The following is a 24,893-nucleotide window of genomic DNA, read 5'->3' on the forward strand; positions in this document are numbered from 1 at the left end:
TACCGGTCGCATGGGCCGTCTAAGACAAGGCTTCACCAAGGCCGTGATCGGGGTGTCATGGATCTTTCGGGGTCATTGATCGCCGTCTATAGTGATGAGTAGGCTAAACGGATTTAGCGACCATGGATGCAAGGAGAACGGCAATGACGGCGATCAGGAAGTGGGTCCATAAGCACCAGAGTCAGCCTTATATTCTGGAGATTCACCAGGACAGGGCCCGGGACGGGGATTATAGCTTTCGGGTCTCGATGCCCATCGAGGTGAGTCACGACTATTCCTCCTGGCACATGCCGGGAAGGGAATACCCCAGCGAGGATCAGGCCCACAAGGCGGGCGAGCAGTATGCGATGCGAGTGATCGAGAGAATGAGAAACGTGTCGCGGGATTCCTGACCGGCAACACCCGGCCCAGGCCATGCCTGGCGGCTTTCGAGTTGCATGGTGCCGAGTCGACGGCGGCATCGCTGAGGCGGCGTCGCCGTTTTACTTGATGTTTCCCTTGTCTGACCTTCGCTTGCCGACTTTTCAGACACAGCCTGAGCGCCAATGGCATTTTACGCACAGGCCGTGTCGGCAATCTCTTACAGGGAATGGCAACCTGGATTAAAGGCGACGGAATCGATGGCTGCCATAATGCATCCAGTGAGTACGGACACGCTCATGGCATGGAAGACGAGCACAGGGACGGCTCAATCCAGGGATGCACGGGCAGGATGCCTGTGGAGATAGCAAGGATGCAGCGCTGTAAGCCCGGCCCTCATGGTCGGGTTTTTTTCGTCTCAAGATCGAGCTTGGCCATATCGGTCATCGGCCGACCGGGGGAATACTTTAATCCGTGTATACGTTTATCCGTTCACCGATTGCACGGATCGTCCATCACCACGTCGCGGGGCCGATAACGGCGGGCTACGGCGTCGACGGCGATGTTGATCATTGCGGTGACCAGCAGCAGGAAGAACGCCTGATCGAACATCAGATAGGCGAAGCTCGAGTCGATGTAAAAGCCCAGCGTGGCCACCCCGAGCATGCCGAGCAGCGCGGTCTCGCGGATGATCACCTCGGCGCGGTAGAACAGCAGCGCGAGCAGCCCGGGGTAGAGACGGGGCAGCAGTTCATAGGCGTAGCGACCGCTGGCGGGCAGCCCGGGCATTCCCGGTTCGAGGTTGTCGGCATGGCGCGCGGCGAGAAACGCCAGCAGCGCGCCGTTGTGCAGTGCCAGTGCCAGCCAGGCCGGCAGCATCGAAGGGCCGAGCAGCAACAGGAAGATGAACGCCAGCATCAGTTCCGGGGTCGAGCGCAGCCCGATCAGCAGTGCCTTGCCGGCGAAGCGCGACGGGCGATTGCCGAAGTGACGGCTGGCCAGCGGCCAGGCCAGCAGCGCGATAAGCAGCGCGCCGACAGTGCCCATCAGCCCCAGCAGCAGGGTGTTGGCGATCGCCGGCAGCAGGTCGGGAATTTCGGTGAACCAGGCGACCAAGCCGGTCCAGTCGCCCGCCAGCAGCGGCGCCGGCCACAGATCCTGGCTGACGAAGCGCCACAGCAGGCCGCCGTCGACCTGCGGCCAGGGGCCGAGCACGAACAGGCTGGCCAGTAACAGCCAGGGTACCAGCCGGCGATGGCTCCACACGCCGATCGAACCGATCAGCAGGTAGAACAGCCAGAGCAGCGCGCCGGCTTCATGATAGCGGCCCTCGCGAAAGGCACTCTCGAGATGGAAGCCCAGCGTTGGCAGGCCGACGAAGCCCAGCAGCACGCTGGCGCGCAGCGAGCATTCGAAGCGATAGCGGGTATAAGCGGCGAGCCGCGCCCAGACCAGCGGCAGCTCGGCATAGATGAAACGTGAAAAGCGACCGGCCCCCGGGGGCAGGCTGTCGGCGGCGCTGCCCGGCGTCTGCTCGAGGATCTCGGCGTAGACCTTGGCGAAGATCCCGGCATAGGGCACGGCGAGCGCCGCCAGCGCGGTGACTGCCGATAGGCCGAACACCTGCAGGAATAGCAGCGCCCAGAACACTTCGTGAATTGCGCGGACGAAGGCGCAGCCGGCGCGCACCAGCCGCGAGCGGGCGAACACCAGCGCTAGCGGAAAACCCAGCAATATGCCGAGAAAGGTGCCCCACAGCGCCACGCCGACGGTCAGCGCCGTGGCCTGCAGCGGCGATGAGAGCGTGCTCCAGCTCGGCCAGGCCAGCCCGACGGCCATTCGCGCCAGTTCCGCCCAGGGGTCGTGGGTGAAGATGGCCAGATCGGCGAACGGCAGCGCCAGCAGGCACAGTGCGACGAGTATCAGCGAACGCCGGGCCAGGCTCAGTCCCGGTGAATCACCGCGCAAGGCACCGGGTGCCGGTAATTCACGCATCGCCGGCCACGGCGCGGCGTCGGGCATCGGCGGCAGGATGCGGGGCGTCGGCCGTGCAATGAGGCGGGGCGTCGGCCGCCGGGTACAGCCGGTCGAGATCGGCAAGATTCAATTCGCGGGTTGGCGCGTCGAGCTCGAGCCGGCCGTCGCGCAGCCCCCACACGCGGTCGAAGTGGGTCAGCGCCAGCTCGCGCTGATGTAGCGCGACGACGCTGGTGGCGTGGCGGGCATCGATCAGCGCCAGCAGGCGCAACGCCTGGTGCGGGTCGACGCTGGCCACCGGTTCGTCACCGAGGAAGATCCGGCGCTGCTGGTAGAGCGCGCGAGCGATCGCCACGCGCTGGCGCTGGCCGCCGGAGAGTTGCGCGACCGGTCGCTTGAGCAGGCCGTCGAGACCGAGTTCGTCGCACAACGCGGCGATCTCGGTCCAGGCGCGGCGCTCGGGGCGCACCAGGTTCCACAGATTGGCAAGCGCGGAGTGGCGCTCGAGGCGACCCATGTAGACGTTGTGATAGACCGCCAGCTGCGGAACCAGACCGTGGCTCTGCGGGCACCAGGCGACATCGCCGGCCAGGCGGCTGCGCAGTGCGGCAAGCAGCGTCGACTTGCCGGCGCCGCTCTGGCCGAGCAGCGCGACACGCTCGCCGGCGTTGAGGGTCAGCGAGAGCCTGGCCAGGAGCACCCGCCGGCCATGGCCAATATCGGCGTTATCGAGCCGTAATAGCGGAGCGGATCCAGCCATCAGCGCAACAGGCCGAGTTCCTCGCCGACCTGCTCGATCGGCGCGTAATCGTCGTTGTCGGCGGGAATGAAGGCGTCGCGCGGGAAGCTTTCCAGCAGTTCGGGATCATTCATGCCGAGCAGCGCCTGGCGCACCCGGGCGGTGAAGCCGTCGCCGAAGCGCGCATCGACGTCGCCGCGGATCGTCCATTGATAATCGGGGTAGGCGGGGGTCTCCCAGATCACCTTGACCTTGTCGGTGTCGACTCGGCCGTCTTCCACCGCGGCTTGCCAGACGGTGAAGTTGACCGCGCCGATGTCGTAGGTGCCGGATTCGACCAGCGCGATGGTCCGCGAATGATCGCCGGAGAAGCCGACCCGCGAGAAGAGTTCTTCCGGCGCCTGGTCGAACTGCCGGCGCAGGTAGAACTCGGGCATCAGCCGGCCCGAGGTCGAGGTCTTGGCGCCGAAGGTGAACGAGTGGCCCTCGATCGCCGCGGGTAGCCCGGCATCGCTCGCTTCGAGCCCGGTCGCGCTGTTGGCGATGAAATAGCTGTGGAAGGCCGCGTCCTCGCTGCCCTGGGCGAGCACCTGCGAGCCGGGGACCAGGCGCCGGGCCTGGACGCCGGACAGTCCGCCGAACCAGGCCAGCTGGACCTGGTCGTTGCGAAACGCGCTGACCGCGGCGCTGTACGACTTGACCGGCACGTATTCGACCTCGACGCCGAGCTCGTCGGCGAGGTAGTCGGCGACCTTCTGGAAGCGCTCGACCAGCCGCGACTGGTCCTCGTCGGGGATCGCGGTGAAGCGAAAGGTCTCGGCGCTGGCCATGGGAACGCTCAGAAGGCTCAGACACAACAGCAGGGCGGTGGCGACTAGCCGGCGCATGAAAGCACTCCTCGCTTGTAAAAGGGGCTATTGTTGGGCCTCGGCGAGGCCCGGGCAAGTGCAGCCGGGTCAGGGCGCCGTCTGCGCTCGTCGTTCAGCCGTCGTTGGGCGGGAAACGGGTCGCCTGCAGGCTGTCCTTGATCTTCTTGAGGTGGGACTGGAAATCCTCGCCACGGCGCAGGGTGACGCCGGTGGCCAGCACGTCGATCAGCGCCAGATGAATCATCCGCGAGGTCATCGGCATGTAGATGTCGGTGTCCTCGGGGGCGATGACCTCGAGCGTCTCGGTGCATTCGCCGGCCAGCGGCGATTTCGGCGCGGTGATGCCGAGCACCACCGCGCCGTTCTCGCGGGCCAGCCGGGCGATCTCGACCAGCTCGCGAGTACGCCCGGTGTACGAGATGATCACGATCACGTCGCCGGTATGGCTGGCGGCGGCGACCATGCGCTGCATCAGCACGTCCTCGTGGACCATCACCGGCAGGTTGAAGCGGAAGAACTTGTGCTGGGCGTCCTGGGCGACCGGCCCCGAGGCGCCGAGGCCGAAGAAATGAATCTGCTTGGCCTGAATCAGATAGTCGACGGCGCGCTCGATGCGCCTGGCGTCGAGCGCCCGGCGAGCGTCGTCGAGCGCGGCGATGGTTGCGCCGAAGATCTTGTCGCCGTAGCGGGCGGCATCGTCGTCGTGCTCGACGCTGCGGCTGACGTAGGGCGTGCCCCCGGCTAGACTCTGGGCTAGCTTGATCTTGAAGTCCGGGTAGCCCTTGGCGTCGAAGTTGCGACAGAAGCGGTTGACGGTCGGTTCGCTGACCGAGGCGCTCTGGGCCAGCGTGGCGATGCTCAGCCCGGTGGCGGTCGCCGGATCCTTGAGGATGACGTCGGCCACCTTGCGCTCCGAGCGATTGAGTTCGTCGAGGCGGGCGCGGATACGGTCGAGAAGATCGTGACTGGCCATGCAGGGAAAGACTCCGATACTGTCATCGTGTAGTGATTTAACTACATCGCTGGCGACATCCTAGCGTGGCGCCTACCGGGCCGCCAAGCGGCCCGATCTTCGGGGCAGCGGCAATCCAATAATATCTGGTGGTAAAATTACCAATATCAATTGCTGATCAGCCCAAAGATGACCTATTTTATGCGTAAGATAACCAGATTGAAGGGGTTCGAGGCATGATCCAAGACGCTACTCCCGAGATTGATCTGGCGCTGTTTGGCGCCATGGGCGATCTGGCCATGCGCAAGTTGTACCCGGCGCTGTATAACCTCGATCGCGACGGGCTGCTTGCCGCCGAGACCCGCGTGCTGGGCCTGGCGCGCCAGGAGATCGACGGCGACGCCTTTCGCCAGCGGGTGGAAGAAGCGCTCGACAAGTACCTCAAGCCAGGCAATCTCGATCAGCAGTGCGTCAAGCGATTCATTGCCCGCCTCGAGTACATCCAGCTCGACTTCGCCACCGTCGAGGGCTACGAGGCGATTCGCGAGTGGCGCGAGGGCGTCTCGCGGCCGATGACCGTGTATCTGGCGGTGCCGGCGGCCATCTACGGCGATATCTGCGGCAACCTGGAAGCCAGCGAGAGTCTCGACAACCAGTCGCGGGTCGTGGTCGAGAAGCCGATCGGCTACGACCTGGAATCCTCTCAGGAGATCAACGACGCCATCGGCGCAGTCTTCCCCGAGGAACGGATCTATCGCATCGACCATTATCTGGGCAAGGAGACCGTCCAGAACCTGATCGCGCTGCGCTTCGCCAACCCGCTGTTCGGCAACCAGTGGAACCAGAACCAGATCTCCCACGTCGAGATTACCGTCGCCGAGCAGGTGGGCATCGAGGGCCGCTGGGGCTACTTCGACAAGGCCGGCCAGCTGCGCGACATGGTCCAGAACCACTTGCTGCAGCTGCTCTGCCTGATCGCCATGGACCCGCCGTCGAATCTCGACGCCGACGCCATCCGCGACGAGAAGGTCAAGGTGCTCAAGGCCCTGAAGCCGTTCTCGCGGGACAGCATCGGCCGTGACGTGGTGCGCGGCCAGTACACGGCGGGCTCGATCGACGGCACCAGCGTGCCGGGCTATCTCGACGAGGAAGGCTCGGATACCGAAAGCCGCACCGAAACCTTCGTCGCGATGAAGACCGAAGTCGCCAACTGGCGCTGGGCGGGCGTGCCGTTCTACCTGCGCACCGGCAAGCGCATGCCGGACAAGCTGTCGCAGATCATCATCCACTTCCGTCAGCAGCCGCACTACATCTTCGATCCCGACCAGCGCGACCTGGCGGCCAACAAGCTGATCATCCGGCTGCAGCCGGAGGAGGGCATCGCGCTGCAGGTGCTGACCAAGGATGGCGGGCTCGACAAGGGCATGCGGCTGCGCCCCGGACCGCTGCACCTGGATTTCAACAGCGCCTTTCCCAAGTCGCGCATTCCCGACGCCTACGAGCGCTTGCTGCTCGAGGTGATGAAGGGCCAGCAGTACCTGTTCGTGCGCCGCGACGAGATCGAGCATGCCTGGCGCTGGTGCGACAAGCTGGTGGCGGGCTGGGCCGAACGCGACATTCCACCGCGGCGTTATCCGGCGGGCTCCTGGGGCCCGGTGGCGTCGATCGCCATGATCACCAAGGATGGCCGCAGCTGGTACGAGGATTATTGACCATGACTGCTAGCACCCCCCGCGAGCAACTCGCCGCGCAACTCAGTGAAGCGGTCGCCAGCGCGCTGGCCGTGGATCTCGAAAACCACGAACGGGCCTTGCTGGTCGTCTCGGGCGGCTCGACGCCGGTGCCGTTCTTCAAGCGCCTGGCGAGCATCGAGCTGCCCTGGTCGCGGATCGACGTGACCCTGGCCGACGAGCGCTGGGTCGCCGAGGATGCCGAGGACAGCAATGCCCGGCTGGTCCGCGAACACCTGCTGCAAGGGCCGGCCGCGGCGGCCCGTTTCTGCCCGTTGACCAGTGACGACTCGACCCCCGAGCTGGGTGTCGAGGCGGTGACCAAGCGAGTCACCGAGCTGCCCTGGCCGGCCAGCGTGGTGGTGCTGGGGATGGGCGGGGACGGCCATACCGCCTCGCTGTTTCCCGACAGCGGCGAGCTCGGCCTGGCGCTGACCACCGACGATCCGCTGGTCGCCACGCGTTCGCCCAGCGTGGTGCAGCCGCGAATCACCCTGAGTGCCGGGCGTCTACACCAGGCGCGTCGCCACGTCCTGCATGTCGTCGGCGACGACAAGCGCAGCGTGCTGGCGCATGCCATGGCCGGCGACGACGTTCGCGAGCTGCCCATTCGCGCCTTTCTGGCCTGCCCGCTGGCGGTCTACTGGGCGCCCTGAACCGATCTTGCTGGAGCCTGACATGAGCAATGACAAGCAGTTGCCCTCGACCCGGACCACTGAACTCGACAGCATCTGCCAGAAGGCGTCGGTGATTCCGGTGCTGACCATCGAGCGTCTCGAGGACGCCGTGCCGCTGGGGCGCGCGCTGGTGGAAGGCGGTCTGCCGGTGCTCGAGATCACCCTGCGCACCGACTGCGCGCTGGAGGCCATCGTCCGCATGCGCGAGGCGCTGCCCGGCGCCAGCATCGGCGCCGGCACCGTGCTGACGCCGGCCCAGTACCGCCAGGCCGAACAGCTCGGCGTCGATTTCGTGGTCACGCCCGGTGCCACCGATGCACTCTACCGCTACGGCGTGAGCAGCCCGGTGCCGATGCTGCCGGGGGTGGCGACGATTTCCGAGCTGATGAACGGCTGGCAGTACGGCTACCGGCGCTTCAAGTTCTTCCCGGCCGAATCCAGCGGTGGGGCGGCGGCGATCAAGGCGTTCGGCGGCCCGATCCCCGAGGCGCGCTTTTGTCCCACCGGCGGCGTGACCCCGGAAAACGCCGACGACTATCTCAAGCTCGCCAATGTGATGTGCGTCGGTGGTTCCTGGGTAACTCCCAAGGAACTGATCGAGGCCGGCGATTGGGCCGGTATCGAGGCGTTGGCCCGCGAGGCCGCCGAGCGCTTCAAGTAAACCCGTCTAGTCTTTAACCCACCGCCTTTGCCGATGGCAGGCACGCTTCTCTCTCGACAGTCCGTGCTGTCGTTCGGCCCGCCGCCTGGCGGGTCTTTTTTGGGGTGCGTCCGGCGCGAGCCGCGGGTCGGGATTTTTAAGAGCGCGTCGGGCAAGGCAGAATGACCCAGCCTGTTTGGCACATCGACAATAGTGGGGTAGCGCATGCAGGAGGAACATCGGACCGGTGACGCACGACTTTTCAGTCCCGCCGCGGCGCGTAACCGAGCGCCGATCCAGGACGTCCTGACGAAGGCGCTGGAGGGCTCCTCGCGAGTGCTCGAGATCGCCAGCGGCAGCGGCGAGCATGCCGTCCATTTCGCCGCGGCCCTGCCGAACGTGCATTGGCAGCCCAGCGATCCCGAGCCCCGGGCGCGGGCGTCGATCGCTGCCTGGCGCGACGCGGCGGCGCTCGACAACCTGGCGCCGCCGCTCGAGCTGAACGTGCTGGAGCGCCCTTGGGCCAAGCAGGAATTCGATGCGCTGGTGGCCATCAACATGCTGCACATCGCCCCCTGGGAGGCGAGCCTGGCACTGTTCGGCGAGGCCGGGGCCCGCCTGCCCGAGGGTGGGGTGCTGTTCCTCTACGGACCTTTTCTGCGCGATGGCGTACCGACCGCACCCAGCAATGCCGCCTTCGACGCCGATCTGCGTCGCCGCGATCCGAGCTGGGGCATTCGTGCGCTGGAAGCGATTCGCACCTTGGCGCGGGCCAACGGGCTGGCGATCGAACGCATCGTCGAGATGCCGGCCAATAATCTCAGCGTGGTGCTGCGTCGTCGGGCAGCTTGAACAGCGCTGCGTCGTCGGGCAGCTTGAACAGCGCTGCGTCGTCGGGCAGCTTAAATGGCGCTGCGGCGTCGGGCAGCTTGAACAGCGCTGCGGCGTCGGGCAGCTTGATAAATCCGCCGATGCCCCCAAGACTAGCTAAGCGGCCGCAACATGGCCGATTGCGCAACATCAATGGAGTGAGTGCCAATGACCAGCAACGATCTGTCCGAGGATTTTCGCATGCCGGTGGCGTGCCCCAAGTGCGGTAGCCATCTGATGCGCGTCTCCGAGGTCCACAATCCGGACGACAAGGTATTCTGTGCCTCATGCAATACCTATATCTGCCTTTATCATGAAGCGCAGAAGATCATGAAAAAGGGCCCGGGCAGCGAGAGCGAGGCGTTACTCGAGAAAGCGGTCAACGCTGATCATAAACACTGAGCTACGAGCTACGAGCTACGAGCTACGAGCTACGAGCTACGAGCTACGAGCTACGAGCAAGTGCTCGAAGCCCGGAGCTTTTTATAGTTAGGCATGCACTCCATACTCGAAATTATAAAAGTTCCTCGGCGGCCAGCGCCAGGCGCGAACGCTCGACGCTCTTGAGGGTGACGTGCCCGGCGTGCGGCCAGTCGCGAAAGCGTTCCACCAGCGCCGCCATGCCGCAGGTGTTGGCGGTGAGGTACGCGGTGTCGATCTGGCCGACGTTGCCCAGGCAGACGATCTTGGTGTTGCGCCCGGCCCGCGAGACCAGCGCCTTGAGCTGCTTGGGGGTGAAGTTCTGGGCCTCGTCGATGATCAGGAAGGTGTCGTTGAGCGTGCGCCCGCGCATGAAGGTCGGCGAGCGTATCTGTACCCGCGAGCCGATCAACTGGCGCGTGGCGCCCTCGCTCCAGCTCGAGGTGCCGTCCTTCTCGTCGCGCAGCAGGTTGTCCATGTTGTCGTGGAAGGCACCCATCCAGGGACCCATTTTCTCCTCCTCGGTGCCCGGCAGAAAGCCGATGTCCTCGCCCATCGGAATCGGCGCCCGGGTGAATACGATGCGTTCGAACAGCTTGCTGTCCAGCGTCTGCTGGAAGGCTGCGGCCAGTGTCATATAGGTCTTGCCGGTACCGGCGTTGCCGGCAATGCTGACCAGGTCGATCTGGGGGTCCATCAGCAGGTTGAGAGTGAAGTTCTGGCGGCTGTCGTGGGCGTGGACGCCCCACACGCCGTCGTGATGGCGATAGTTGGTCAACAGTTGCAGGCATGCCGAGCTGGGTGCCACTTCGCGGACGATGGCCTCGAAATCGGCGCCGTTGTCGCTGTCCGAGACCAGCATGCCGACATGCCAATCGGCGGGAATGGCACCGCTGAGACGGTAGTAGATGTGATGGTCGATGCGCTCGACGGCGACCTCGACGTTCAGCGATTCCCACAAGCCCGCGCCGTCGCGTCCGGCCTGGGCGTAGACCTTGGCGCCTTCGATCATCGCGTCGCTGTCGCTGAACGCCCGATCGTTGAGATAGTCCTCGACCGGCACGTTCAGGGCCGAGGCCTTGACCCGCAGGTTGATGTCCTTGGTGACCAGGATCACCGAGGCGTCGGGGCGTTCGTCGCGCAACCGGCAGGTCTCCGCCAGGAGGCGGTTGTCGGGGCTTTCCTCGAGATGATCGAGTGGCTTGAGGTCGCTGTAGCACAGAAAGCGCAGACGACCGCTGTGGCCGTAGGCGTCGGTCAGCGGAATGCCGCGGCGGATTTCGTCGAAGCTGACCTTGGCGGTGAGTTCGGAAAGCGTGCGGCTGATCTGGCGGGCGGTGCGGGCGATTTCGCGAATGCCGTTCTTGTGTTTGTCGAGTTCCTCGAGCACGGTCATCGGAATGACCACGTCGTGTTCCTCGAATTGGTAAAGCGCAGCGGGGTCGTGAATCAGGACGTTGGTGTCGAGTACGTAAAGGCGGGTCGCTTTCTTGTCGATCAGAACCATCGGCAAGCACTCCTCGAATTGACGGCAGGTACGACGCTGGCAGTGGTCAGTTACATGATTGTGACGACGGGCCAGGCGTGGCTACATTCGGCATCACTTCCTGGGCGCTATGTCGGCGGACCTCCTGAAGACTGAATGGAAGAGTCGTTTCAAGATGAACCGGCTCGTCGAGGAATGCCAGCGCGGCGTTCCACGTTAATTCCGCTGAAGCTGAAAAAGCCGCGGCGCCACGAACGCCGCCGCCGACACATCGGCACAGGGCGAGTGGTTCAAGTCTTGATACCGCCCCAGCCGTGCTTGTGGCAGTCGCACTTGGGGTTCTGGCAGGGTCGGCGATCGTCATGCGCGGTCGCGCAGGCGGTGCAACAATAGTAGCGACCGTTGACGGGAACCGCCGTGTCGGGAACCGGGCAGTCGCAATGGGGGCATTCGCAGATCCTGGCGGTCATCTCTTTCTCCTTTGCTTGGCGAACGGTAAGTTCAGTGTAGCCACGCCGTTGCGGCATCCCAATGCAATGTGTCACGGACTATTCAGCCCCCCCTGTCGGCCCGATAATAAGACAATCATTACTTGTTCAGGAGTGCCCATGCCATCGTTAGCGACTCATTGATGGAAGTGGATGACGCGCGTGAAGCCCCGCGTTTCGCCGCCAACCCGCTGGTCGTCGACGATCACTTCAAGCGCGTCAACGACACCTATGGCCATCTGGTCGGCGACGAGGTGATCCGCGCGCTGGCCAATCTGCTCAGGCGGCGATTGCGCGAGTCGGACCTGATCGGGCGCTACGGCGGCGAGGAATTCCTGCTGGTGCTCAACGACTGCGAAGCGCCCCAGGCCGTGCGCATCATCGACGAGCTGCGCGAAGCCTTCGCGCAGTTCAACTTCGGCAAGGCCGACCAGCGTCTCTATCGGTAGTTGTCAAGGAATCTGTCGTGTCTGATGTTATTCAGGCCACCTGTTTTTCCGGTTCGGCGACGGTGATCTGGAGCTCCCGCTCGGGGTTAAGCGACACGATGCCAATCGGCGTCCAGTTGCGGGTCTTGCCGCTCCAACGGTCGGGCCGGCCCACGTGCCACTGAGGTAACGCATTTGCGTTTCCGGCCATCGCTGTTAGGTTTAAAAAGACGGGTAAATTTACGCTATATGCCCTGAAAACAACCGTATCGGACAATCACGGGGGCTGAAATGTGCAACAAGCTCGCTAAACGCATTCTGGCGGCAACTCTTGGCCTGGCGTTGACGACGTCCATGGCCTGGGCTCAATCCACTTCCTTCATCACCATCGGCTCGGGATCGACGTCCGGGCTGTATTACCCGACCGCAGTCGGTATCGCCAACATCCTCAACAATGCCGATGTCGGGTTGCGTGCCAACGCGCGCTCCACCGGCGCTTCGGTATTCAATGCCAATGCCATCGGCGAAGGCTCCATGCAGATGGGCATGATGCAGAACAATATCGCCTATTACGCCTATAACGGCACCGGCGTGGAAGCCTTCGAGAACAACCAGATCGAGAACCTGCGTGGCCTGGTGGGGCTGTACCCCGAGGCCATTCACATTCTGGCGCGGGCCGATGCCGGCATCGAGAGCGTGGCCGACCTGGCCGGCAAGCGCGTCTACGTGGGCGATGTGGGCTCGGGTACCGAGCAGGACGCCAAGAACATCATGGGCGCCTTCGATTTGACCTTCGATGACCTGCAGGCGACGGTGCGCGGCAGTTCGGGCAATGCCGTGGGGCTGCTGCGCGACGACCAGATCGCGGCGATGTTCTACACCGTCGGTCTGGGCTCGTCGGCCATCGTCGAGGCGGCGCAGACCGCGCCGATCACTGTGGTGTCGATTTCCGAGGAGGAGCTCGGCCAACTGCAGGAAGAATACGCCTTCTATACCCCATTCACGATACCCGGCGGTACCTACCCCGGTGTCGACGAGGACGTGCAGACAGTGACCCTGAAGGCCATGCTCGCCGCCTCGTCCGAGCTGTCCGAGGACGACGTCTATACCTTCATGAACACGATATTCAACGAGAAGCTGGAGGCCTTCTACAACGACGTTCAGAATCCCAACCTGGACAAGTATTTCACCGTGAAAAGCGCGCTCGAAGGCATGTCCATCCCGTTGCATGCCGGTGCCGTGAAGTTCTTCGAGGAACAGGGCGTCGAGATTCCCAGCGAGCTGATGCCACCCGAGTCGGATGGCGCTCAACCAGCATCCGAGTGACAGGGCTCGATACGACGGGCTCCGGCGATGCCGGGGTTCGTCGGCTTGCGTGAGCGGCCCGGAATCGGGCCGGGACAGGGAGCAATGGGCGATGGCCGAACCGCCAACCGATAACGAGACCGGCAAGGCGACCGACGAGGATCTCGCCGAGGCCCAGCGCATCGTCAAGGCCAGCGAATTCGGCGCGCGAGTGCCGCGGTGGGCGTGGCAGCGATGGCTGCTGGTCCTGGTCGCGGTCGGCTGGAGCCTGTTCCAGCTTTACGCCACCTACTCCGGTGCGCTGAGTCCGCAGAAGCTGGGCGCCATTCACCTGGCCTTCGGCTTCGCGCTGGCATTTCTCGCCTACCCGGCCAAGCACGGTTCCACCCAGCGCATCCCTTGGTACGATTGGCTGCTTGCCATCGTCGGGGTCGCCACCGCGCTGTACATCGTGGTCAATTACTACAACCTGATCGCGGTGCAGGGTGGCCTGCCGATTACCCGCGACGTATGGATGGGCTCGGCGCTGCTGATCGCGCTGACGCTCGCGGCCTCGCGCATCGTCGGCATCGCCCTGCCGATCATCGCCGGCATCGTCGTGCTGTATGGTATCACCGGCCCCGCCGGCATCATTCCGCTGACGCCGCCCGACGTCATCTTCCTGCACAACGGTTACGACTGGCGGCAGATCATCCAGCAGCTCTACATCACCACCGAGGGCATCTGGGGCACGCCGATCCAGGTGTCGGCGTCGTTCGTGTTCCTGTTCGTGCTGTTCGGCGCGCTATTGGATCGAGCCGGCGCTGGGCAGTACTTCGTGGATCTCGCCTACAGCGGCCTGGGCACCTACCGCGGCGGCCCGGCCAAGGCGGCGGTGGTGGCGAGCCTGCTGACCGGTGTGGTATCCGGTTCGTCGACGGCGAACACGGTGACCACCGGCACCTTCACCATTCCGCTGATGAAGAGGCTCGGTTATCCGGGTGTGAAGGCCGGCGCCACCGAGTGCGCGGCCTCGACCAACGGCCAGTTGATGCCGCCGATCATGGGCGCGGCGGCCTTCATCATGGCGACGTTTCTCAACATGCCGTACTCCCAACTGATTATCTATGCCATCGTACCGGCGCTGCTCTCCTACCTGGCATTGCTGTTCACCGTGCACCTGGAGGCGCTCAAGCTCAATCTGGCCGGCATGCCCCGGGCCGAGCTGCCGCCGTTCTGGCCGACCTTCATCAAGGGGGTGCACTACCTGATTCCGGTGGCGTTCCTGCTCTATGAGCTCATGTGGGTCCAGCTCACCCCGGAGCGCAGTGCGCTCAATGCGCTGTTCGTGTTGATCGCATTGATTCTGGTCCAGGAAGCCTGGCGCGGCGTGCGCGGAAATGGCGCCTCGGGCTTGGCCGCCGGGCTATGGAAGGGCGGCAAGGCGGTCTTCCAGGGGTTGGAGATGGGGGCGCGCAACATGACCACCATCGCCATTGCCACCGCGGCTGCCGGCATCATCGTGGGAATGGTCACCATGACCAACCTGGGCTACGGCCTGACTCAGGTCATCGGTGTGCTCTCCATGGGCAACATCTGGCTGGTGCTGATCCTCGCGGCGGTGACCTCGCTGATTCTGGGCATCGGCCTGCCCACCACCGCCAACTACATCGTGATGGCGGCGCTGGTGGCGCCGGTGATCGCCAACCTGGCCGGCGATGTCGGCATCGTCGTGCCGATGGTGGCCATTCATCTGTTCGTGTTCTACTTCGGCATCCTCGCCGACGACACGCCGCCGGTGGGGCTGGCGGCCTACGCGGCCTCGGCCATCTCCCGGGCCGATCCGGTACGCACCGGGGTCCAGGCATTCGCCTACGATCTGCGCACGGCCATTCTGCCGTTCATGTTCTTCTTCAATCCGGCGTTGCTGCTCTACGAGGTGGAGAACTGGTATCGAGGGGCCTGGGTGATCTTCACGGCAACGGTGGGCATTCTGGCCTTCGTCGCGGCCGTTCAGGGCTACCTGGTGACCTGGATGCGCTGGTACGAACGCCTGCTGGTGCTGGGCTGCGCCCTGCTGCTGATCAAGCCCGACCTGATGACCGACGTTCCCGGCCTGGCGCTTCTGGCGCTGGTTTTCCTCTATCACCGCCATCGTTCCATCGCCGGGGGCGGCCCTTCGGCGCCATTCGGCCGGGGCAGCTATCCGGCCAAGTCGGGTGCCGCGGGACGCTTGCGCAACGAGGAGTGTTAGCCGGTTATCGAGTCCGGTTTCCTCGCCGGCAATTCAGGACTGTCAGCCGAGACCGATCATCACCTTGTCGTCGTCGAAGCATACCGGCCAATGGCGCAGGCGCACCGCGGCGTCTTCCAGACACACGCCGTCAGCGAGCCGGAAATGCTGCTTGTAGAGCGGCGAGGCCACCACCGGCTCGCCCTTGAGGTCACCGACGATGCCGCGGGCGATCACATTGGCCCCGGAAAACGGATCGCGGTTGTCGACGGCGAACAGCTCGGTCTCGTAACCAGGAAGGTAGAACAGGGCTACTTGCGCAGTGCCGCTGGCCGTCTCCAGCCAGGCCGCCACGCCGGAAAACGCGACCAGGTCGGCCTTGCGACACAGCGGTTGCCAGATTACGTCGTTGTCGATTGCCGTTGCTGTGTGCATGGTTGTTACCTCATCAAGTCGCTACGTTCGTCTCTTCCAGTCCATGGCTCCGTGGAGCCTCGATCGGGAACAAGTTCCCTCCCACAAAGCCCTCAAGGTGGGGGTCCATATAAGCGAATTTATTCGCGATGAAAACCTGCATCCATTGGGAGCAAGCTCCCTCCCACAAATGCTGCTAGCTCCGGGTGTCATGGAGTGGGTATCAGGCTGGCCGCAATTGGCCGCGTTCCTCGGTGACGATAATCTCGGGGTCGGGGCGAGCGTCGTTGACGAAGCTGCGGAAGCGCTTGAGCTTTTCCGGATCGCTGAGGGCGCCCGCCCACTCGCACGCGTAGTTGTCGATGACCGTCTGCATCTGCTGCTCGAGCTCCTCGGCCAGGCCCAGGCTGTCGCTGCAGACCACGTTCCTGAGATAGTCGAGCCCGCCTTCGAGGTTCTCGCGCCACACCGAGGTGCGCTGCAGGCGATCGGCGGTGCGCACGTAGAACATCAGGAAACGGTCGATGGTCTTGATCAGCGTCGCGTCGTCGAGGTCGGTGGCCAGCAGTTCGGCGTGGCGCGGGCGCATGCCGCCGTTGCCGCAGACATAGAGATTCCAGCCGTGCTCGGTGGCGATCACCCCGACGTCCTTGCTCTGTGCCTCGGCACACTCGCGGGTGCAGCCGGAGACGGCGAGCTTGAGCTTGTGCGGCGAGCGCAGGCCCTTGTAGCGATTCTCCAGCCGGATCGCCATGCCGACGCTGTCGGCTACGCCGTAGCGGCACCAGGTGCTGCCGACGCAGGATTTCACCGTGCGCAGCGACTTGGCATAGGCGTGGCCGGTCTCGAAGCCGGCCTCGAGCAATTCGCGCCAGATGTTGGGCAGGTCCTCGAGTCGTGCGCCGAACAGATCGATACGCTGGCCGCCGGTGACCTTGGTATACAGGCCGTACTTCTCGCCGACCCGGCCGAGCACGATCAGCTTGTCCGGGGTGATTTCGCCACCGGGCACGCGCGGTACCACCGAGTAGGTGCCGTTCTTCTGCATGTTGGCCATGAAGGTGTCGTTGGTGTCCTGCAACGGCACGTGGGCGGCATCGGTGATCGGCTCGTTGAAGCACGAGGCGAGGATCGACGTCACCGCCGGCTTGCAGATGTCGCAGCCTAAACCTTGCCCATGCTTGGCAATCAGCTCGCTGAAGGTCCTGATGCCCTCGACGCGCACGATCGAGTAGAGCGCCTGGCGGGTGTGGGCGAAGTGTTCGCAGATCGACTGGTCGACCTCGACGCCGCGCGCCTCGAGCTCGCTGTCGACCACGCTCTTGAGCAGCGCCGCGCAGCCGCCGCAGCCGGTACTGGCCCGGGTTTCGCCCTTGACCGCGGCAAGCTCGGTGACGCCGGCGTCGATGGCCGCACAGATCGCACCCTTGGTGACGTTGTGGCACGAGCAGATCGACGCCGAATCGGGCAGGGCATCGGCGCCCAGCGTCGGCACGCCCTCGGACGAGGGCAGGATCAGCGAGGCCGGGTCCTCGGGCAGTTCCAGACCGTTGGCGTAGTACTGCATCAGGGTATCGTAGGTGGCGTTGTCGCCGACCAGCATCGCGCCGAGCAGCCTCCTGCCGTCGCCGGAGACCACCAGCTTGCGATACTCCTGCTTGATCCCATCCAGGTAGCGGAACGTACGCGCGCTGGGCGAACGGTCGCCGTGGGCATCGCCGATCGCGCCGACATCCACGCCGAGCAGTTTCAGCTTGGTGCTCATGTCGGCGCCGCGGAAGGTCTCTTCGTCATCGGTCAGCGTCGCGAGGGCCACCTTGGCCATCTGATAGCCCGGGGCCACCAGGCCGAAGATGCTCTCGTTCCACAGTGCGCACTCGCCGATGGCCAGGATCGCCGGATCGCTGGTCTGGCAGCGGTCGTCGATCGTCACGCCGCCGCGCTCGCCGATCTCGAGTCCGCACTCCCGGGCCAGCTCGTCGCGCGGGCGGATGCCGGCGGAGAAGACGATGAGGTCGGCCTCCAGCACCTTGTCGTCCTGGAACACCATGCGATGGGCACTCGCCTCGCCATCCTCGATGCGCTGGGTGGCGCGGTCGGTGAGCACCTGCACGCCCAGCGACTCGATCTTCTCGCGGAGCAGTTCGCCGCCCTCGGCATCGACTTGCATCGGCATCAGCCGGGGGGCGAACTCCACCACGGCAGTGTCCAGGTTCAGGCCGCGCAGGGCGTTGGCCGCCTCCAGGCCCAGCAGGCCGCCGCCGACCACCACGCCGGTGGTCGCGCTTGCGGCCGCCGTACGGATGGCGTCGAGATCGTCCAATGTGCGATAGACCAGGCAGCCCTCGCGGTCGTTGCCGGGAATCGGCGGCACGAAAGGGTAGGAGCCGGTGGCCAGCACCAGGCGGTCGTAAGGGTAGCTATCGCGGTCGGTGACGACCCGGCGGGCGTCGCGGTCGATTCGGGTCACGGCCTCGCGCAGGTGCAGCTCGATACCGTTGGAGGCGTAATGATCGGCGTCGCACAGCGCCAGCGACTTCGCATCGCGCCCGGTGAAATACTCCGACAGGTGCACGCGATCGTAGGCCGGGTGGCGCTCCTCGCCGAAGACGTGAATGTCGAAGCGCTGGGTGGCGTCACGCTCGATCAGTTGTTCGACCAGATGGTGGCCGACCATGCCGTTGCCGATGACGATCAGGCGTTGCTTGTTCATGCTATGCGGCCTCCTCGAGAAGCGGTTTGGCGTCGCCGGCGCCGAAAAGCAGGGCCTGACGGCAGGCGCCGAGATCGCGCCCGGCCAGCGACTGCTCGAAGTACCAGGGGCCGAAGGCGGTATCGCCGTAGAGAATGGCGCCAATGATGCGGTTGTCGCGCAGCAGCAGGCGGCGGTAGTCGCCGTGCTGCGGGTCGTGGTAGGTGAGCACCTCGTGCCCGGCGTCGGGCTCGATGGGGCCGAAGGCGTAAAGCGAAATGCCGCTGACCTTGAGCTTGGTGGCATTGGGGCGCTCGCGATAGCCGTCGCCGGATGCGCCGCACAGCCGCGCGGCGAGGACCTCGACCTGGCGCCAGATTGGCTCGACCAGGCCGTAGGTGCGGCCCTCGAACTCGCAGCATTCACCGAGGGCGTGGCTCATTGGGTCGCTGGTGGTCAGCCAGGCATCGACGACGATGCCGCGTGCCGTCTCCAGGCCAGCCCGACGGCCCAACTCGGCGTTGGGCACGATACCGGCGGCGACCACCACGCAGTCGGCCGGGAGCCGCCGGCCGTCCTCGAGGCGCACTGCGCAGACACGGCCTCGACCGTCGTCCTCGCAACCGGCCAGGCGGGCGCCGGTCATGATCGTGAGACCGCGGCGCTCCAGCTCCTGGCGAAGCAGGCCCGCCGCCGTGGCGTCGAGCTGGCGGTTCATCAGTCGCTCGCCGCGCTGGAGCACGCAGACCCGCATCCCGCGCTTGCCCTGGCTTCGTTTGCGTAGCCCCTCGGCGGCCTCCAACCCCAGCAGGCCGCCGCCGATCACCACCGCACGCCGCCCGGTGCGGCTGGCCCGGGTCAGGGCGGCGGCATCGTCGAGATCGCGAAAGCCCTGCACGCCGGCGAGCCCGATACCCGCCACGTCGGGCATCGCCGGGCGCGAGCCGGTGGCCAGCACCAGGCGGTCGTAGCCGATCTCGCGGCCGCTGCCGGTGGTCACGCGGCGCCGCTCGCGGTCGATGTCGTGGGCGCGCTCGCCGAGCATCAACTCGACGCCCTGTTCGGCGTACCAGTTGGCATCGCGCAGGGTCAGCGCCTCGCGCTCGGTCTCGCCGGCCAGCCAGGGCGAGAGCAGGATGCGGTTGTAGGCCGGGGCGCACTCGTCGCCAATCACGCTGATCCGTCGCGGCCGGTGCTCATGTTTGAGCAGGGCTGCCAGCAGGCGGTGGCCCGCCATGCCGTTGCCGACAATCAAAAGGTGCTCTTGGGATCGCACGGCGCTTCTCGCTCACTTTGGGTAGTTGCTGTGTATTCACGAGGAGCAAAGCCAATCGTGTGCCAGGGAGGGGGTAACGTTTTTACATTCAAGGGATTGGCGCTGAATCCCAAGGTGACGTCTCCCCTTGAGAGCCGGCGCCGCGTGCAACCGCTGTGCAAGGCATGGATGCGCTGCACCAGGCTGGCGCGTCGACGGCCGCGAGACGTGAGGGACACGCTGTCGGCTGACATTCATGGGATTGATTTTTCAGTGGAAAAGCCTGGCCGGTCCCGGGCTTGCATTTGAGGCAGGCATGCGAGCAAGCGACGGAACTCAACGAGGGATGGCCATGCATGCTTCCACCACCTGCCCCTATTGCGGTGTCGGCTGCGGGGTGATCGTCACGCACGACGGCCGGACGGCGACCGGCGTCGAGGGCGACCGCGAGCATCCGGCCAATCATGGGCGGCTGTGCGTGAAGGGCTCGGCGCTCGCCGAGACGCTGGGCCACCACGGGCGGCTGACGCACCCCCGGGTCGATGGCGTCGAGGTCGACTGGGACACGGCCTTGTCGACCGTCGCCGAGCGGCTCGAGGCGACCCAGGCCGCGCACGGGCGCGAAGCGGTAGCGGCGTATCTTTCCGGTCAGCTGCTGACCGAGGACTATTACGTCGCCAACAAGCTGTTCAAGGGCTTTCTCGGCACGCCGCACCTGGATACCAACTCGCGGCTGTGCATGGCCTCGGCGGTGGCCGCCTACAAGCGTTCACTGGGCGCCGATGCGGTGCCCTGCAACTACGAGGACCTGGAGAAGGCCGAACTGGTGGTGCTGGTGGGCTCCAACCTGGCCTGGAACCACCCGGTGCTCTACCAGCGTCTGCGCACCGCCAAGCAGCGCAACCCGCTGATGCGCGTGGTGGTCATCGACCCGCGGGTCACCGACACCTGCGAGATCGCCGATCTCTACCTGGGCATCCGGCCCGGCAGCGATGCGCGGCTGTTCAATGGGCTGCTGGCTTTCATGGCCGAGCGGGGGCGGCTGGATCGCGTCTACCTCGAGAGGCATACCCAGGGCATCGATGCCGCCCTGGCCGCGGCACGTGAGGACGACTGCTCCATCGAGGCCATCGCCGCCGACTGCGACGTCGATGCCGAGCGCCTGGAGACCTTCTTCTACTGGTTCGCCAGCCAACTGCACGTGGTGACGCTCTACTCCCAAGGCATCAACCAGTCGAGCAGCGGCACCGATAAGTGCAACGCGATCATCAACTGCCACCTGGCCGGCGGCAAGCTCGGCCTGCCCGGCGCCGGGCCGTTCTCGATCACCGGCCAGCCCAACGCCATGGGCGGGCGCGAGGTAGGCGGGCTGGCCAACCAGCTCGCCGCGCACATGGACTACCACACGCCCGGCGCCATCGATCGCGTCACCCGCTTCTGGACCACCGACACGCTGACGCCGCGTCTGCCCGACGGTCCCGGCCACAAGGCGGTCGAGCTGTTCGATGCCATCCAACGCGGCGAGATCCGCGCCGTGTGGATCATGGCCACCAACCCCGGCGTCAGCCTGCCCGACGCCAACCGCGTGCGGCGCATCCTCGAGGCCTGCCCGCTGGTGATCGTCTCCGACTGCATGGCCAACGCCGACATTCTGCCGTACGCCGACATCGTGCTGCCGGCCTCGAGCTGGTCCGAGAAGGACGGCACCGTAAGCAACTCCGAGCGGCGCATCTCGCGCCAGCGCGGTCTGTTGCCGCCGCCCGGTGAGGCGCGCCACGACTGGTGGATCATCAGCCAGGTGGCGTGCCGACTGGGCTTCGCCGAAGCCTTCGCCTATACGCACCCGGGTGAGATCTTCGACGAGCACGCCCGGCTGTCCGACTTCGAGAACTACCCTGACAACCAGGGTCAGGGCGCACGCCTCTTCGATATTTCCGGTCTCGCCGGGCTCGACCGCGCCGCCTACGACGCCCTTGAGCCGATCCAGTGGCCGGTCAACGCCCGCGCGCCCCAGGGCACCGCGCGGCTGTTCACCGATGGCCGCTTCGCCACCCCGGACGGTCTGGCCCGGCTGATTCCGGTGCGTCCGTGTGGACCCCGACAAGCACTCAGCGAGGCGCGTCCGCTGCGACTGAACAGCGGCCGGGTGCGCGATCAGTGGCACACCATGACCCGTACCGCGCGTTCGCCGCGGTTGATGAACCACCGTAGTGAGCCGTTCATCGAGGTGAATCCCAATGACGCCGAACGCTACGGTGTGAAGGATCAGCAACTGGCGCGACTCGAGGGCGCCGGCGGCGACTATCTCGGCCGGGTGCGGGTCTCCAATGCGCAGCGGCGCGGCGAGGTGTTCGTGCCGATGCACTGGAACGACAGCTTCAGCGGCCAGGCGCGCATGGGCGGGTTGCTCGCCGCGCACCTCGACCCGGTGTCCGGCCAACCCGAATCCAAACATGGCGCGGTGAGTCTCGCGCCACTGGCGCCCGGCTGGGAGGCCACACTGATTCTCGCCGCCGATAGCGACTGTGAGTTCGTCTGGCGTGACGAGAGCACGTACTGGGCCTACATCCCGCTGGCAAACAGCCGGCGCTGGCAACTCGCCGGTGGAGAAGTGGGAAGCGCCTGCGGCGGGGTTGAGAGCGCCTGCGGCGGGGTTGAGAGCGCCTGCGGCGGGGTTGAAAAAGTATCTCGCGACTGGCTGGCCTGGGCCAGGCAACATCTACCCGGCGAACCGGCGCTGTGGGCCGAGGATGCCGCCAGCGGCCGCCTGCGCGCCGCCGGTTTCGCGGGCGGCCGGCTGAGCTGGTGGCTGATGGTCGGCTCGCCTCTAGAGCTGCCTGCGCTTCACTGGCTCGACGAGCGCTTCGCCGAGGCCGCCGCCGGCGAAGCGCTGCCCAGCGACCTGCGTCGTCGCCTGCTGGCCGGTTGCGACGCCGGCGAGGCCGACGCCGGGCCTACCGTGTGCAGCTGCCATCAGGTCGGCAGGAAGGCGATCGTCGAGGCGATCCGCGCCGGCGACGACGATGTCGAGGCGCTGGGTGCACGGCTGGCTTGCGGCACCCAGTGCGGCTCGTGCATTCCCGAACTCAAGTCCCTGATCGAAGAGGAGGCGGCCCATGCCGGCACCGAGCAAGCGCTTGTACACGAAGCGGTTTGATCGCGCGGACCTATTGGCGCGCGTGGGCGCCGGGGCGAATCGCGCCTGGACGGCGCTGGCCGGGTGGGTCCCGGTTGGGCACGATACGCCCGAGCTGGGGTCGGGCGACGCCCGGCCGGGGCGCGTCTATCTGGTCGGCGCCGGGCCGGGCAGCGCCGATCTGCTCACCCTGCGTGCCGCGCGACTGCTGAATCAGGCCGACGCCATCGTCTACGACCGGCTGGTTGGCGACGCCATCCTGGCGATGATTCCCGCCGGCCGCGAGCGCTACTACGTCGGCAAGGCGCGCGGCCATCACAGCGTGCCGCAGGCCGAGATCGGCGCATTGCTAGTCAAGCTGGCCGGGGAGGGCAAGTCGGTGGTGCGCCTGAAGGGCGGCGACCCTGGCGTGTTCGGACGCATGGGCGAGGAACTCGCCGCGCTGGCCGAGGGCGCGATACCCGCCGAGATCGTCCCCGGCATCACCGCCGCCTCCGGCGCCGCCGCGGCGATGGGCATGGCGCTCACCGACCGCGCCCACGCTCAGCAGCTGCGCTTCGTCACCGCCCAGCTGTGCCGCGAGGGTGGAGCGCCCGACTGGGCCTCGCTTGCCCGTACCGACGAGACCCTGGTGTTCTACATGGGGCTGGCCAAGGTCGAAGCGATCTGCCACGGCCTGCGAGAAGCCGGCCTGCCCGACGACTGGTCGATCATGCTGATCAGTAACGCCTCGCTGGCCGACCAGCAGTCGCTGCTCGGCACGCTCGGCGACATGCCCGAGAAGCTGGCCGAGAACCCGCTGCCGTCGCCTTGTCTGATCGTTGTGGGGGGCGTGGTGAGGATGGCGGAGGTGACGCGGTGGCAAGAAGAAGTGGCGGAGCAGGCGTGAGGGGCTTTGCCCTCTGCCTCTTCAATCAGCCAGTCGATAAACCGCTGCACCGTCGATGGGGCGTTGCCGGTGACGGGCAGGATCAAATCGTAGGTGAACGGCGAGTCGATCACGTAGCGGTCGCCGAAGGGACGCACCAGCACGCCGCTGGCTAGGCGGTCGGCGACCACGGCTTGCCGCGCGCCTCGGAGTAACGAGGCATGAGTGTCTCCTTTCGCCCCCTGGTCGGTTTATAAGAACAGGGTATCAAAGGGCACGACACTCATCCTGACACTGGGGGCCATGAACGGTTCCAGAACGCCCATGCCCTGTGACGATTCGGTGTTGAGTTGCACTCACGCTTGCCGGTCCATCGACATGTCGGCCAGCGGCTTGATGACGCTGTTCTGTCTGGTGCTCGGTTTCCAGCAGGTCGCCATTAAGGCGGTGGCTGCGGATCTCTCGCCCTGGCCCAGGTCGGCCTGCGCTCGCTGGTGGCGCTGCTCGCCCGCTGGTGCGGCATCGGGATCCATTCTGGGCGGCATCGTGCTGGTCAGTCGCTAGCGCAACGCCTTGTGCATGATGTGCGTATCGACGAGCCCGTGGCGGGCGTGGCGGTAGCCGCCCGGCACCGTGCCGATGATATTAAAGCCCAGCGATTGCCAGAGCCCGATGGCGGCCTCGTTGGTTGCGACGACCGCGTTGAACTGCATCGCTTGGTAGCCCGCCTCGAGGGCCTGGTCCTGGGAGTGCAGGCAGAGCGCACGCGCCACCCCCTTGCCGCGCGCCTCGGGGGCGACCATGTAGCCGCAGTTGCAGACGTGAACCCCCGGCCCGGCGGCGTTGGGCTTCAGGTAGTACGAACCGAGGACCACGCCGTCCTCCTTGGCGACATAGGTGAGCTGCGGGAGTTCGCACCACAGGGCATAGGCGTCGTCGAAGGTGATTTCCGGGTCGAAGGCGTAGGTTTCCCGCGACTCGACCACGGCCTTGAAGGTCGGCCAGAAAAGCGCGAAATCGTCTGGGGTGATCGGCGTTATCTGCATGAGACTGTCTCCGGAGCGCGAGCCGCTATCCTCGCAGGGCGGGGCGCGGTGGGCAATCGGGGCTTTGTGGCCAAAAGCGTTGGCCGGTACTGGGTCACTTTACTTGGCCATTAACATTCGCTCGTCGACTTTTCAGACAGTGCCTAGTCGAGGATAGGTTGCTAACTTCGACAACCGTTGGCGCCTTGACTAGGGTTTCAGGGAGGCAATGGATTGGCTCTGGCATCGCACAGTCTTTCGATCATGGTGATGATGCCCCGATGGCCTGTCTATCACGCTGCAGCGCCCTGCGCGATGGATCGATGCAGGTTGGCCTGGGGCCAATTTCT

23 protein-coding genes are annotated in these 24,893 nt (G+C 65.6%); 11 read left to right on the forward strand and 12 right to left on the reverse strand.

What is annotated here, in order from left to right:
- Window positions 1-143 precede the first annotated feature (143 nt).
- Complete coding sequence (locus tag HALZIN_RS0102765) at window positions 144-392, forward strand: hypothetical protein (protein WP_031382724.1); 249 nt, start codon at window positions 144-146, stop codon at window positions 390-392.
- A gap of 460 nt (window positions 393-852) precedes the next feature.
- Here the strand turns inward: HALZIN_RS0102765 and HALZIN_RS0102770 are convergent, their stop codons facing one another.
- From HALZIN_RS0102770 to HALZIN_RS0102785, 4 genes are all read right to left on the reverse strand, one after another.
- Window positions 853-2,355 (reverse strand): PhnE/PtxC family ABC transporter permease, encoded by a 1,503-nt coding sequence (locus HALZIN_RS0102770; RefSeq protein ID WP_231664487.1) that lies wholly within the window; start codon window positions 2,353-2,355, stop codon window positions 853-855.
- Window positions 2,348-3,097, reverse strand: a complete 750-nt coding sequence (locus tag HALZIN_RS0102775) for an ATP-binding cassette domain-containing protein (protein WP_035575114.1) — start codon at window positions 3,095-3,097, stop codon at window positions 2,348-2,350. Before HALZIN_RS0102775 ends, HALZIN_RS0102770 begins: the two co-directional genes overlap by 8 nt.
- A complete protein-coding gene (locus HALZIN_RS0102780; RefSeq protein ID WP_031382727.1) occupies window positions 3,097-3,963 on the reverse strand; it encodes a putative selenate ABC transporter substrate-binding protein in 867 nt (288 codons plus the stop codon). The genes HALZIN_RS0102775 and HALZIN_RS0102780 overlap by 1 nt, the downstream gene beginning before the upstream one ends.
- A 94-nt stretch (window positions 3,964-4,057) precedes the next feature.
- Window positions 4,058-4,918 carry a MurR/RpiR family transcriptional regulator gene (locus HALZIN_RS0102785; RefSeq protein ID WP_031382728.1) on the reverse strand — a complete coding sequence of 287 codons (861 nt, stop codon included), beginning with the start codon at window positions 4,916-4,918 and terminating at the stop codon, window positions 4,058-4,060.
- A 215-nt stretch (window positions 4,919-5,133) separates the two neighbouring features.
- On the opposite strand from HALZIN_RS0102785, the gene zwf reads away from it, so the two are divergent.
- The 4 genes from zwf to HALZIN_RS0102805 all read left to right on the forward strand — a co-directional run bounded on the left by zwf (window position 5,134) and on the right by HALZIN_RS0102805 (window position 8,796).
- On the forward strand, window positions 5,134-6,609 hold the full coding sequence (zwf, locus tag HALZIN_RS0102790; RefSeq protein WP_031382729.1) for a glucose-6-phosphate dehydrogenase: 1,476 nt from the start codon (window positions 5,134-5,136) through the stop codon (window positions 6,607-6,609).
- Window positions 6,610-6,611: 2 nt separating this feature from the next.
- The gene (gene pgl, locus HALZIN_RS0102795) at window positions 6,612-7,283 is read left to right on the forward strand and encodes a 6-phosphogluconolactonase (RefSeq protein WP_031382730.1); all 672 of its coding nucleotides are present in this window, start codon (window positions 6,612-6,614) and stop codon (window positions 7,281-7,283) included.
- Between the two features lie 22 nt (window positions 7,284-7,305).
- Window positions 7,306-7,965, forward strand: a complete 660-nt coding sequence (locus tag HALZIN_RS0102800) for a bifunctional 4-hydroxy-2-oxoglutarate aldolase/2-dehydro-3-deoxy-phosphogluconate aldolase (protein ID WP_031382731.1) — start codon at window positions 7,306-7,308, stop codon at window positions 7,963-7,965.
- 204 nt (window positions 7,966-8,169) lie between these two features.
- Window positions 8,170-8,796 carry a DUF938 domain-containing protein gene (locus HALZIN_RS0102805; RefSeq protein ID WP_031382732.1) on the forward strand — a complete coding sequence of 209 codons (627 nt, stop codon included), beginning with the start codon at window positions 8,170-8,172 and terminating at the stop codon, window positions 8,794-8,796.
- On the opposite strand, the gene HALZIN_RS0102810 is transcribed toward HALZIN_RS0102805, so the two are convergent.
- Entirely contained in the window at window positions 8,765-8,965 is a 201-nt protein-coding gene (locus HALZIN_RS0102810) for a hypothetical protein (RefSeq protein ID WP_031382733.1), read from the reverse strand. The genes HALZIN_RS0102805 and HALZIN_RS0102810 overlap by 32 nt on opposite strands.
- Window positions 8,966-8,982: 17 nt before the next feature.
- On the opposite strand from HALZIN_RS0102810, the gene HALZIN_RS0102815 reads away from it, so the two are divergent.
- Entirely contained in the window at window positions 8,983-9,216 is a 234-nt protein-coding gene (locus HALZIN_RS0102815) for a hypothetical protein (protein ID WP_031382734.1), read from the forward strand.
- 112 nt (window positions 9,217-9,328) lie between these two features.
- Here the strand turns inward: HALZIN_RS0102815 and HALZIN_RS0102820 are convergent, their stop codons facing one another.
- Both HALZIN_RS0102820 and HALZIN_RS17315 read right to left on the reverse strand, forming a co-directional pair.
- Window positions 9,329-10,741, reverse strand: coding sequence for a PhoH family protein (locus tag HALZIN_RS0102820; protein ID WP_031382735.1), 1,413 nt, complete (start codon window positions 10,739-10,741; stop codon window positions 9,329-9,331).
- A 269-nt stretch (window positions 10,742-11,010) separates the two neighbouring features.
- The gene (locus tag HALZIN_RS17315; protein WP_160171083.1) at window positions 11,011-11,190 is read right to left on the reverse strand and encodes a metallothionein; all 180 of its coding nucleotides are present in this window, start codon (window positions 11,188-11,190) and stop codon (window positions 11,011-11,013) included.
- Window positions 11,191-11,351: 161 nt separating this feature from the next.
- Between HALZIN_RS17315 and HALZIN_RS0102825 the strand changes: the two genes are divergently transcribed.
- The 3 genes from HALZIN_RS0102825 (at window position 11,352) to HALZIN_RS0102835 (ending at window position 15,174) form a co-directional block, all read left to right on the forward strand.
- On the forward strand, window positions 11,352-11,657 hold the full coding sequence (locus tag HALZIN_RS0102825) for a GGDEF domain-containing protein (RefSeq protein WP_031382736.1): 306 nt from the start codon (window positions 11,352-11,354) through the stop codon (window positions 11,655-11,657).
- Window positions 11,658-11,927: 270 nt separating this feature from the next.
- Window positions 11,928-12,962, forward strand: coding sequence for a TAXI family TRAP transporter solute-binding subunit (locus HALZIN_RS0102830; protein ID WP_035575118.1), 1,035 nt, complete (start codon window positions 11,928-11,930; stop codon window positions 12,960-12,962).
- A 91-nt stretch (window positions 12,963-13,053) separates the two neighbouring features.
- Entirely contained in the window at window positions 13,054-15,174 is a 2,121-nt protein-coding gene (locus HALZIN_RS0102835; protein ID WP_084173307.1) for a TRAP transporter permease, read from the forward strand.
- Window positions 15,175-15,216: 42 nt separating this feature from the next.
- On the opposite strand, the gene nirD is transcribed toward HALZIN_RS0102835, so the two are convergent.
- From nirD to HALZIN_RS0102855, 3 genes are all read right to left on the reverse strand, one after another.
- Window positions 15,217-15,588: a nitrite reductase small subunit NirD gene (gene nirD, locus HALZIN_RS0102840; RefSeq protein WP_031382739.1), complete on the reverse strand. Its 372-nt coding sequence runs from the start codon at window positions 15,586-15,588 to the stop codon at window positions 15,217-15,219.
- Window positions 15,589-15,790: 202 nt separating this feature from the next.
- Window positions 15,791-18,280: a nitrite reductase large subunit NirB gene (nirB, locus tag HALZIN_RS0102850; RefSeq protein ID WP_031382740.1), complete on the reverse strand. Its 2,490-nt coding sequence runs from the start codon at window positions 18,278-18,280 to the stop codon at window positions 15,791-15,793.
- Between the two features lies 1 nt (window position 18,281).
- A complete protein-coding gene (locus HALZIN_RS0102855) occupies window positions 18,282-19,535 on the reverse strand; it encodes an NAD(P)/FAD-dependent oxidoreductase (protein ID WP_031382741.1) in 1,254 nt (417 codons plus the stop codon).
- A 331-nt stretch (window positions 19,536-19,866) separates the two neighbouring features.
- Here HALZIN_RS0102855 and HALZIN_RS0102860 point away from each other — a divergent pair, with 331 nt between their 5' ends.
- A complete protein-coding gene (locus HALZIN_RS0102860) occupies window positions 19,867-22,671 on the forward strand; it encodes a nitrate reductase (protein ID WP_150113071.1) in 2,805 nt (934 codons plus the stop codon).
- Window positions 22,631-23,539, forward strand: a complete 909-nt coding sequence (gene cobA / locus HALZIN_RS0102865; protein WP_031382743.1) for a uroporphyrinogen-III C-methyltransferase — start codon at window positions 22,631-22,633, stop codon at window positions 23,537-23,539. Before HALZIN_RS0102860 ends, cobA begins: the two co-directional genes overlap by 41 nt.
- Before the next feature lie 335 nt (window positions 23,540-23,874).
- Here the strand turns inward: cobA and HALZIN_RS18035 are convergent, their stop codons facing one another.
- Complete coding sequence (locus HALZIN_RS18035; RefSeq protein WP_160171084.1) at window positions 23,875-24,051, reverse strand: hypothetical protein; 177 nt, start codon at window positions 24,049-24,051, stop codon at window positions 23,875-23,877.
- A 27-nt stretch (window positions 24,052-24,078) separates the two neighbouring features.
- Complete coding sequence (locus tag HALZIN_RS0102875) at window positions 24,079-24,564, reverse strand: GNAT family N-acetyltransferase (RefSeq protein WP_031382744.1); 486 nt, start codon at window positions 24,562-24,564, stop codon at window positions 24,079-24,081.
- Between the last annotated feature and the right edge of the window lie 329 nt (window positions 24,565-24,893).

Origin of the sequence: Halomonas zincidurans B6 (genome assembly GCF_000731955.1) — a bacterium.
Taxonomy (GTDB): Bacteria; Pseudomonadota; Gammaproteobacteria; order Pseudomonadales; family Halomonadaceae; genus Modicisalibacter; species Modicisalibacter zincidurans.

What these genes read in the sequence shown, in the direction of transcription:
- HALZIN_RS0102765 (WP_031382724.1), top strand. Translation starts at nt 144, where the DNA reads ATGACGGCGATCAGGAAGTGGGTCCATAAGCACCAGAGTCAGCCTTAT.
- HALZIN_RS0102770 (WP_231664487.1), bottom strand. Translation starts at nt 2,355, where the DNA reads ATGCGTGAATTACCGGCACCCGGTGCCTTGCGCGGTGATTCACCGGGA.
- HALZIN_RS0102775 (WP_035575114.1), bottom strand. Translation starts at nt 3,097, where the DNA reads ATGGCTGGATCCGCTCCGCTATTACGGCTCGATAACGCCGATATTGGC.
- HALZIN_RS0102780 (WP_031382727.1), bottom strand. Translation starts at nt 3,963, where the DNA reads ATGCGCCGGCTAGTCGCCACCGCCCTGCTGTTGTGTCTGAGCCTTCTG.
- HALZIN_RS0102785 (WP_031382728.1), bottom strand. Translation starts at nt 4,918, where the DNA reads ATGGCCAGTCACGATCTTCTCGACCGTATCCGCGCCCGCCTCGACGAA.
- zwf (WP_031382729.1), top strand. Translation starts at nt 5,134, where the DNA reads ATGATCCAAGACGCTACTCCCGAGATTGATCTGGCGCTGTTTGGCGCC.
- pgl (WP_031382730.1), top strand. Translation starts at nt 6,612, where the DNA reads ATGACTGCTAGCACCCCCCGCGAGCAACTCGCCGCGCAACTCAGTGAA.
- HALZIN_RS0102800 (WP_031382731.1), top strand. Translation starts at nt 7,306, where the DNA reads ATGAGCAATGACAAGCAGTTGCCCTCGACCCGGACCACTGAACTCGAC.
- HALZIN_RS0102805 (WP_031382732.1), top strand. Translation starts at nt 8,170, where the DNA reads ATGCAGGAGGAACATCGGACCGGTGACGCACGACTTTTCAGTCCCGCC.
- HALZIN_RS0102810 (WP_031382733.1), bottom strand. Translation starts at nt 8,965, where the DNA reads ATGTTGCGCAATCGGCCATGTTGCGGCCGCTTAGCTAGTCTTGGGGGC.
- HALZIN_RS0102815 (WP_031382734.1), top strand. Translation starts at nt 8,983, where the DNA reads ATGACCAGCAACGATCTGTCCGAGGATTTTCGCATGCCGGTGGCGTGC.
- HALZIN_RS0102820 (WP_031382735.1), bottom strand. Translation starts at nt 10,741, where the DNA reads ATGGTTCTGATCGACAAGAAAGCGACCCGCCTTTACGTACTCGACACC.
- HALZIN_RS17315 (WP_160171083.1), bottom strand. Translation starts at nt 11,190, where the DNA reads ATGACCGCCAGGATCTGCGAATGCCCCCATTGCGACTGCCCGGTTCCC.
- HALZIN_RS0102825 (WP_031382736.1), top strand. Translation starts at nt 11,352, where the DNA reads ATGGAAGTGGATGACGCGCGTGAAGCCCCGCGTTTCGCCGCCAACCCG.
- HALZIN_RS0102830 (WP_035575118.1), top strand. Translation starts at nt 11,928, where the DNA reads ATGTGCAACAAGCTCGCTAAACGCATTCTGGCGGCAACTCTTGGCCTG.
- HALZIN_RS0102835 (WP_084173307.1), top strand. Translation starts at nt 13,054, where the DNA reads ATGGCCGAACCGCCAACCGATAACGAGACCGGCAAGGCGACCGACGAG.
- nirD (WP_031382739.1), bottom strand. Translation starts at nt 15,588, where the DNA reads ATGCACACAGCAACGGCAATCGACAACGACGTAATCTGGCAACCGCTG.
- nirB (WP_031382740.1), bottom strand. Translation starts at nt 18,280, where the DNA reads ATGAACAAGCAACGCCTGATCGTCATCGGCAACGGCATGGTCGGCCAC.
- HALZIN_RS0102860 (WP_150113071.1), top strand. Translation starts at nt 19,867, where the DNA reads ATGCATGCTTCCACCACCTGCCCCTATTGCGGTGTCGGCTGCGGGGTG.
- cobA (WP_031382743.1), top strand. Translation starts at nt 22,631, where the DNA reads ATGCCGGCACCGAGCAAGCGCTTGTACACGAAGCGGTTTGATCGCGCG.
- HALZIN_RS18035 (WP_160171084.1), bottom strand. Translation starts at nt 24,051, where the DNA reads ATGGATCCCGATGCCGCACCAGCGGGCGAGCAGCGCCACCAGCGAGCG.
- HALZIN_RS0102875 (WP_031382744.1), bottom strand. Translation starts at nt 24,564, where the DNA reads ATGCAGATAACGCCGATCACCCCAGACGATTTCGCGCTTTTCTGGCCG.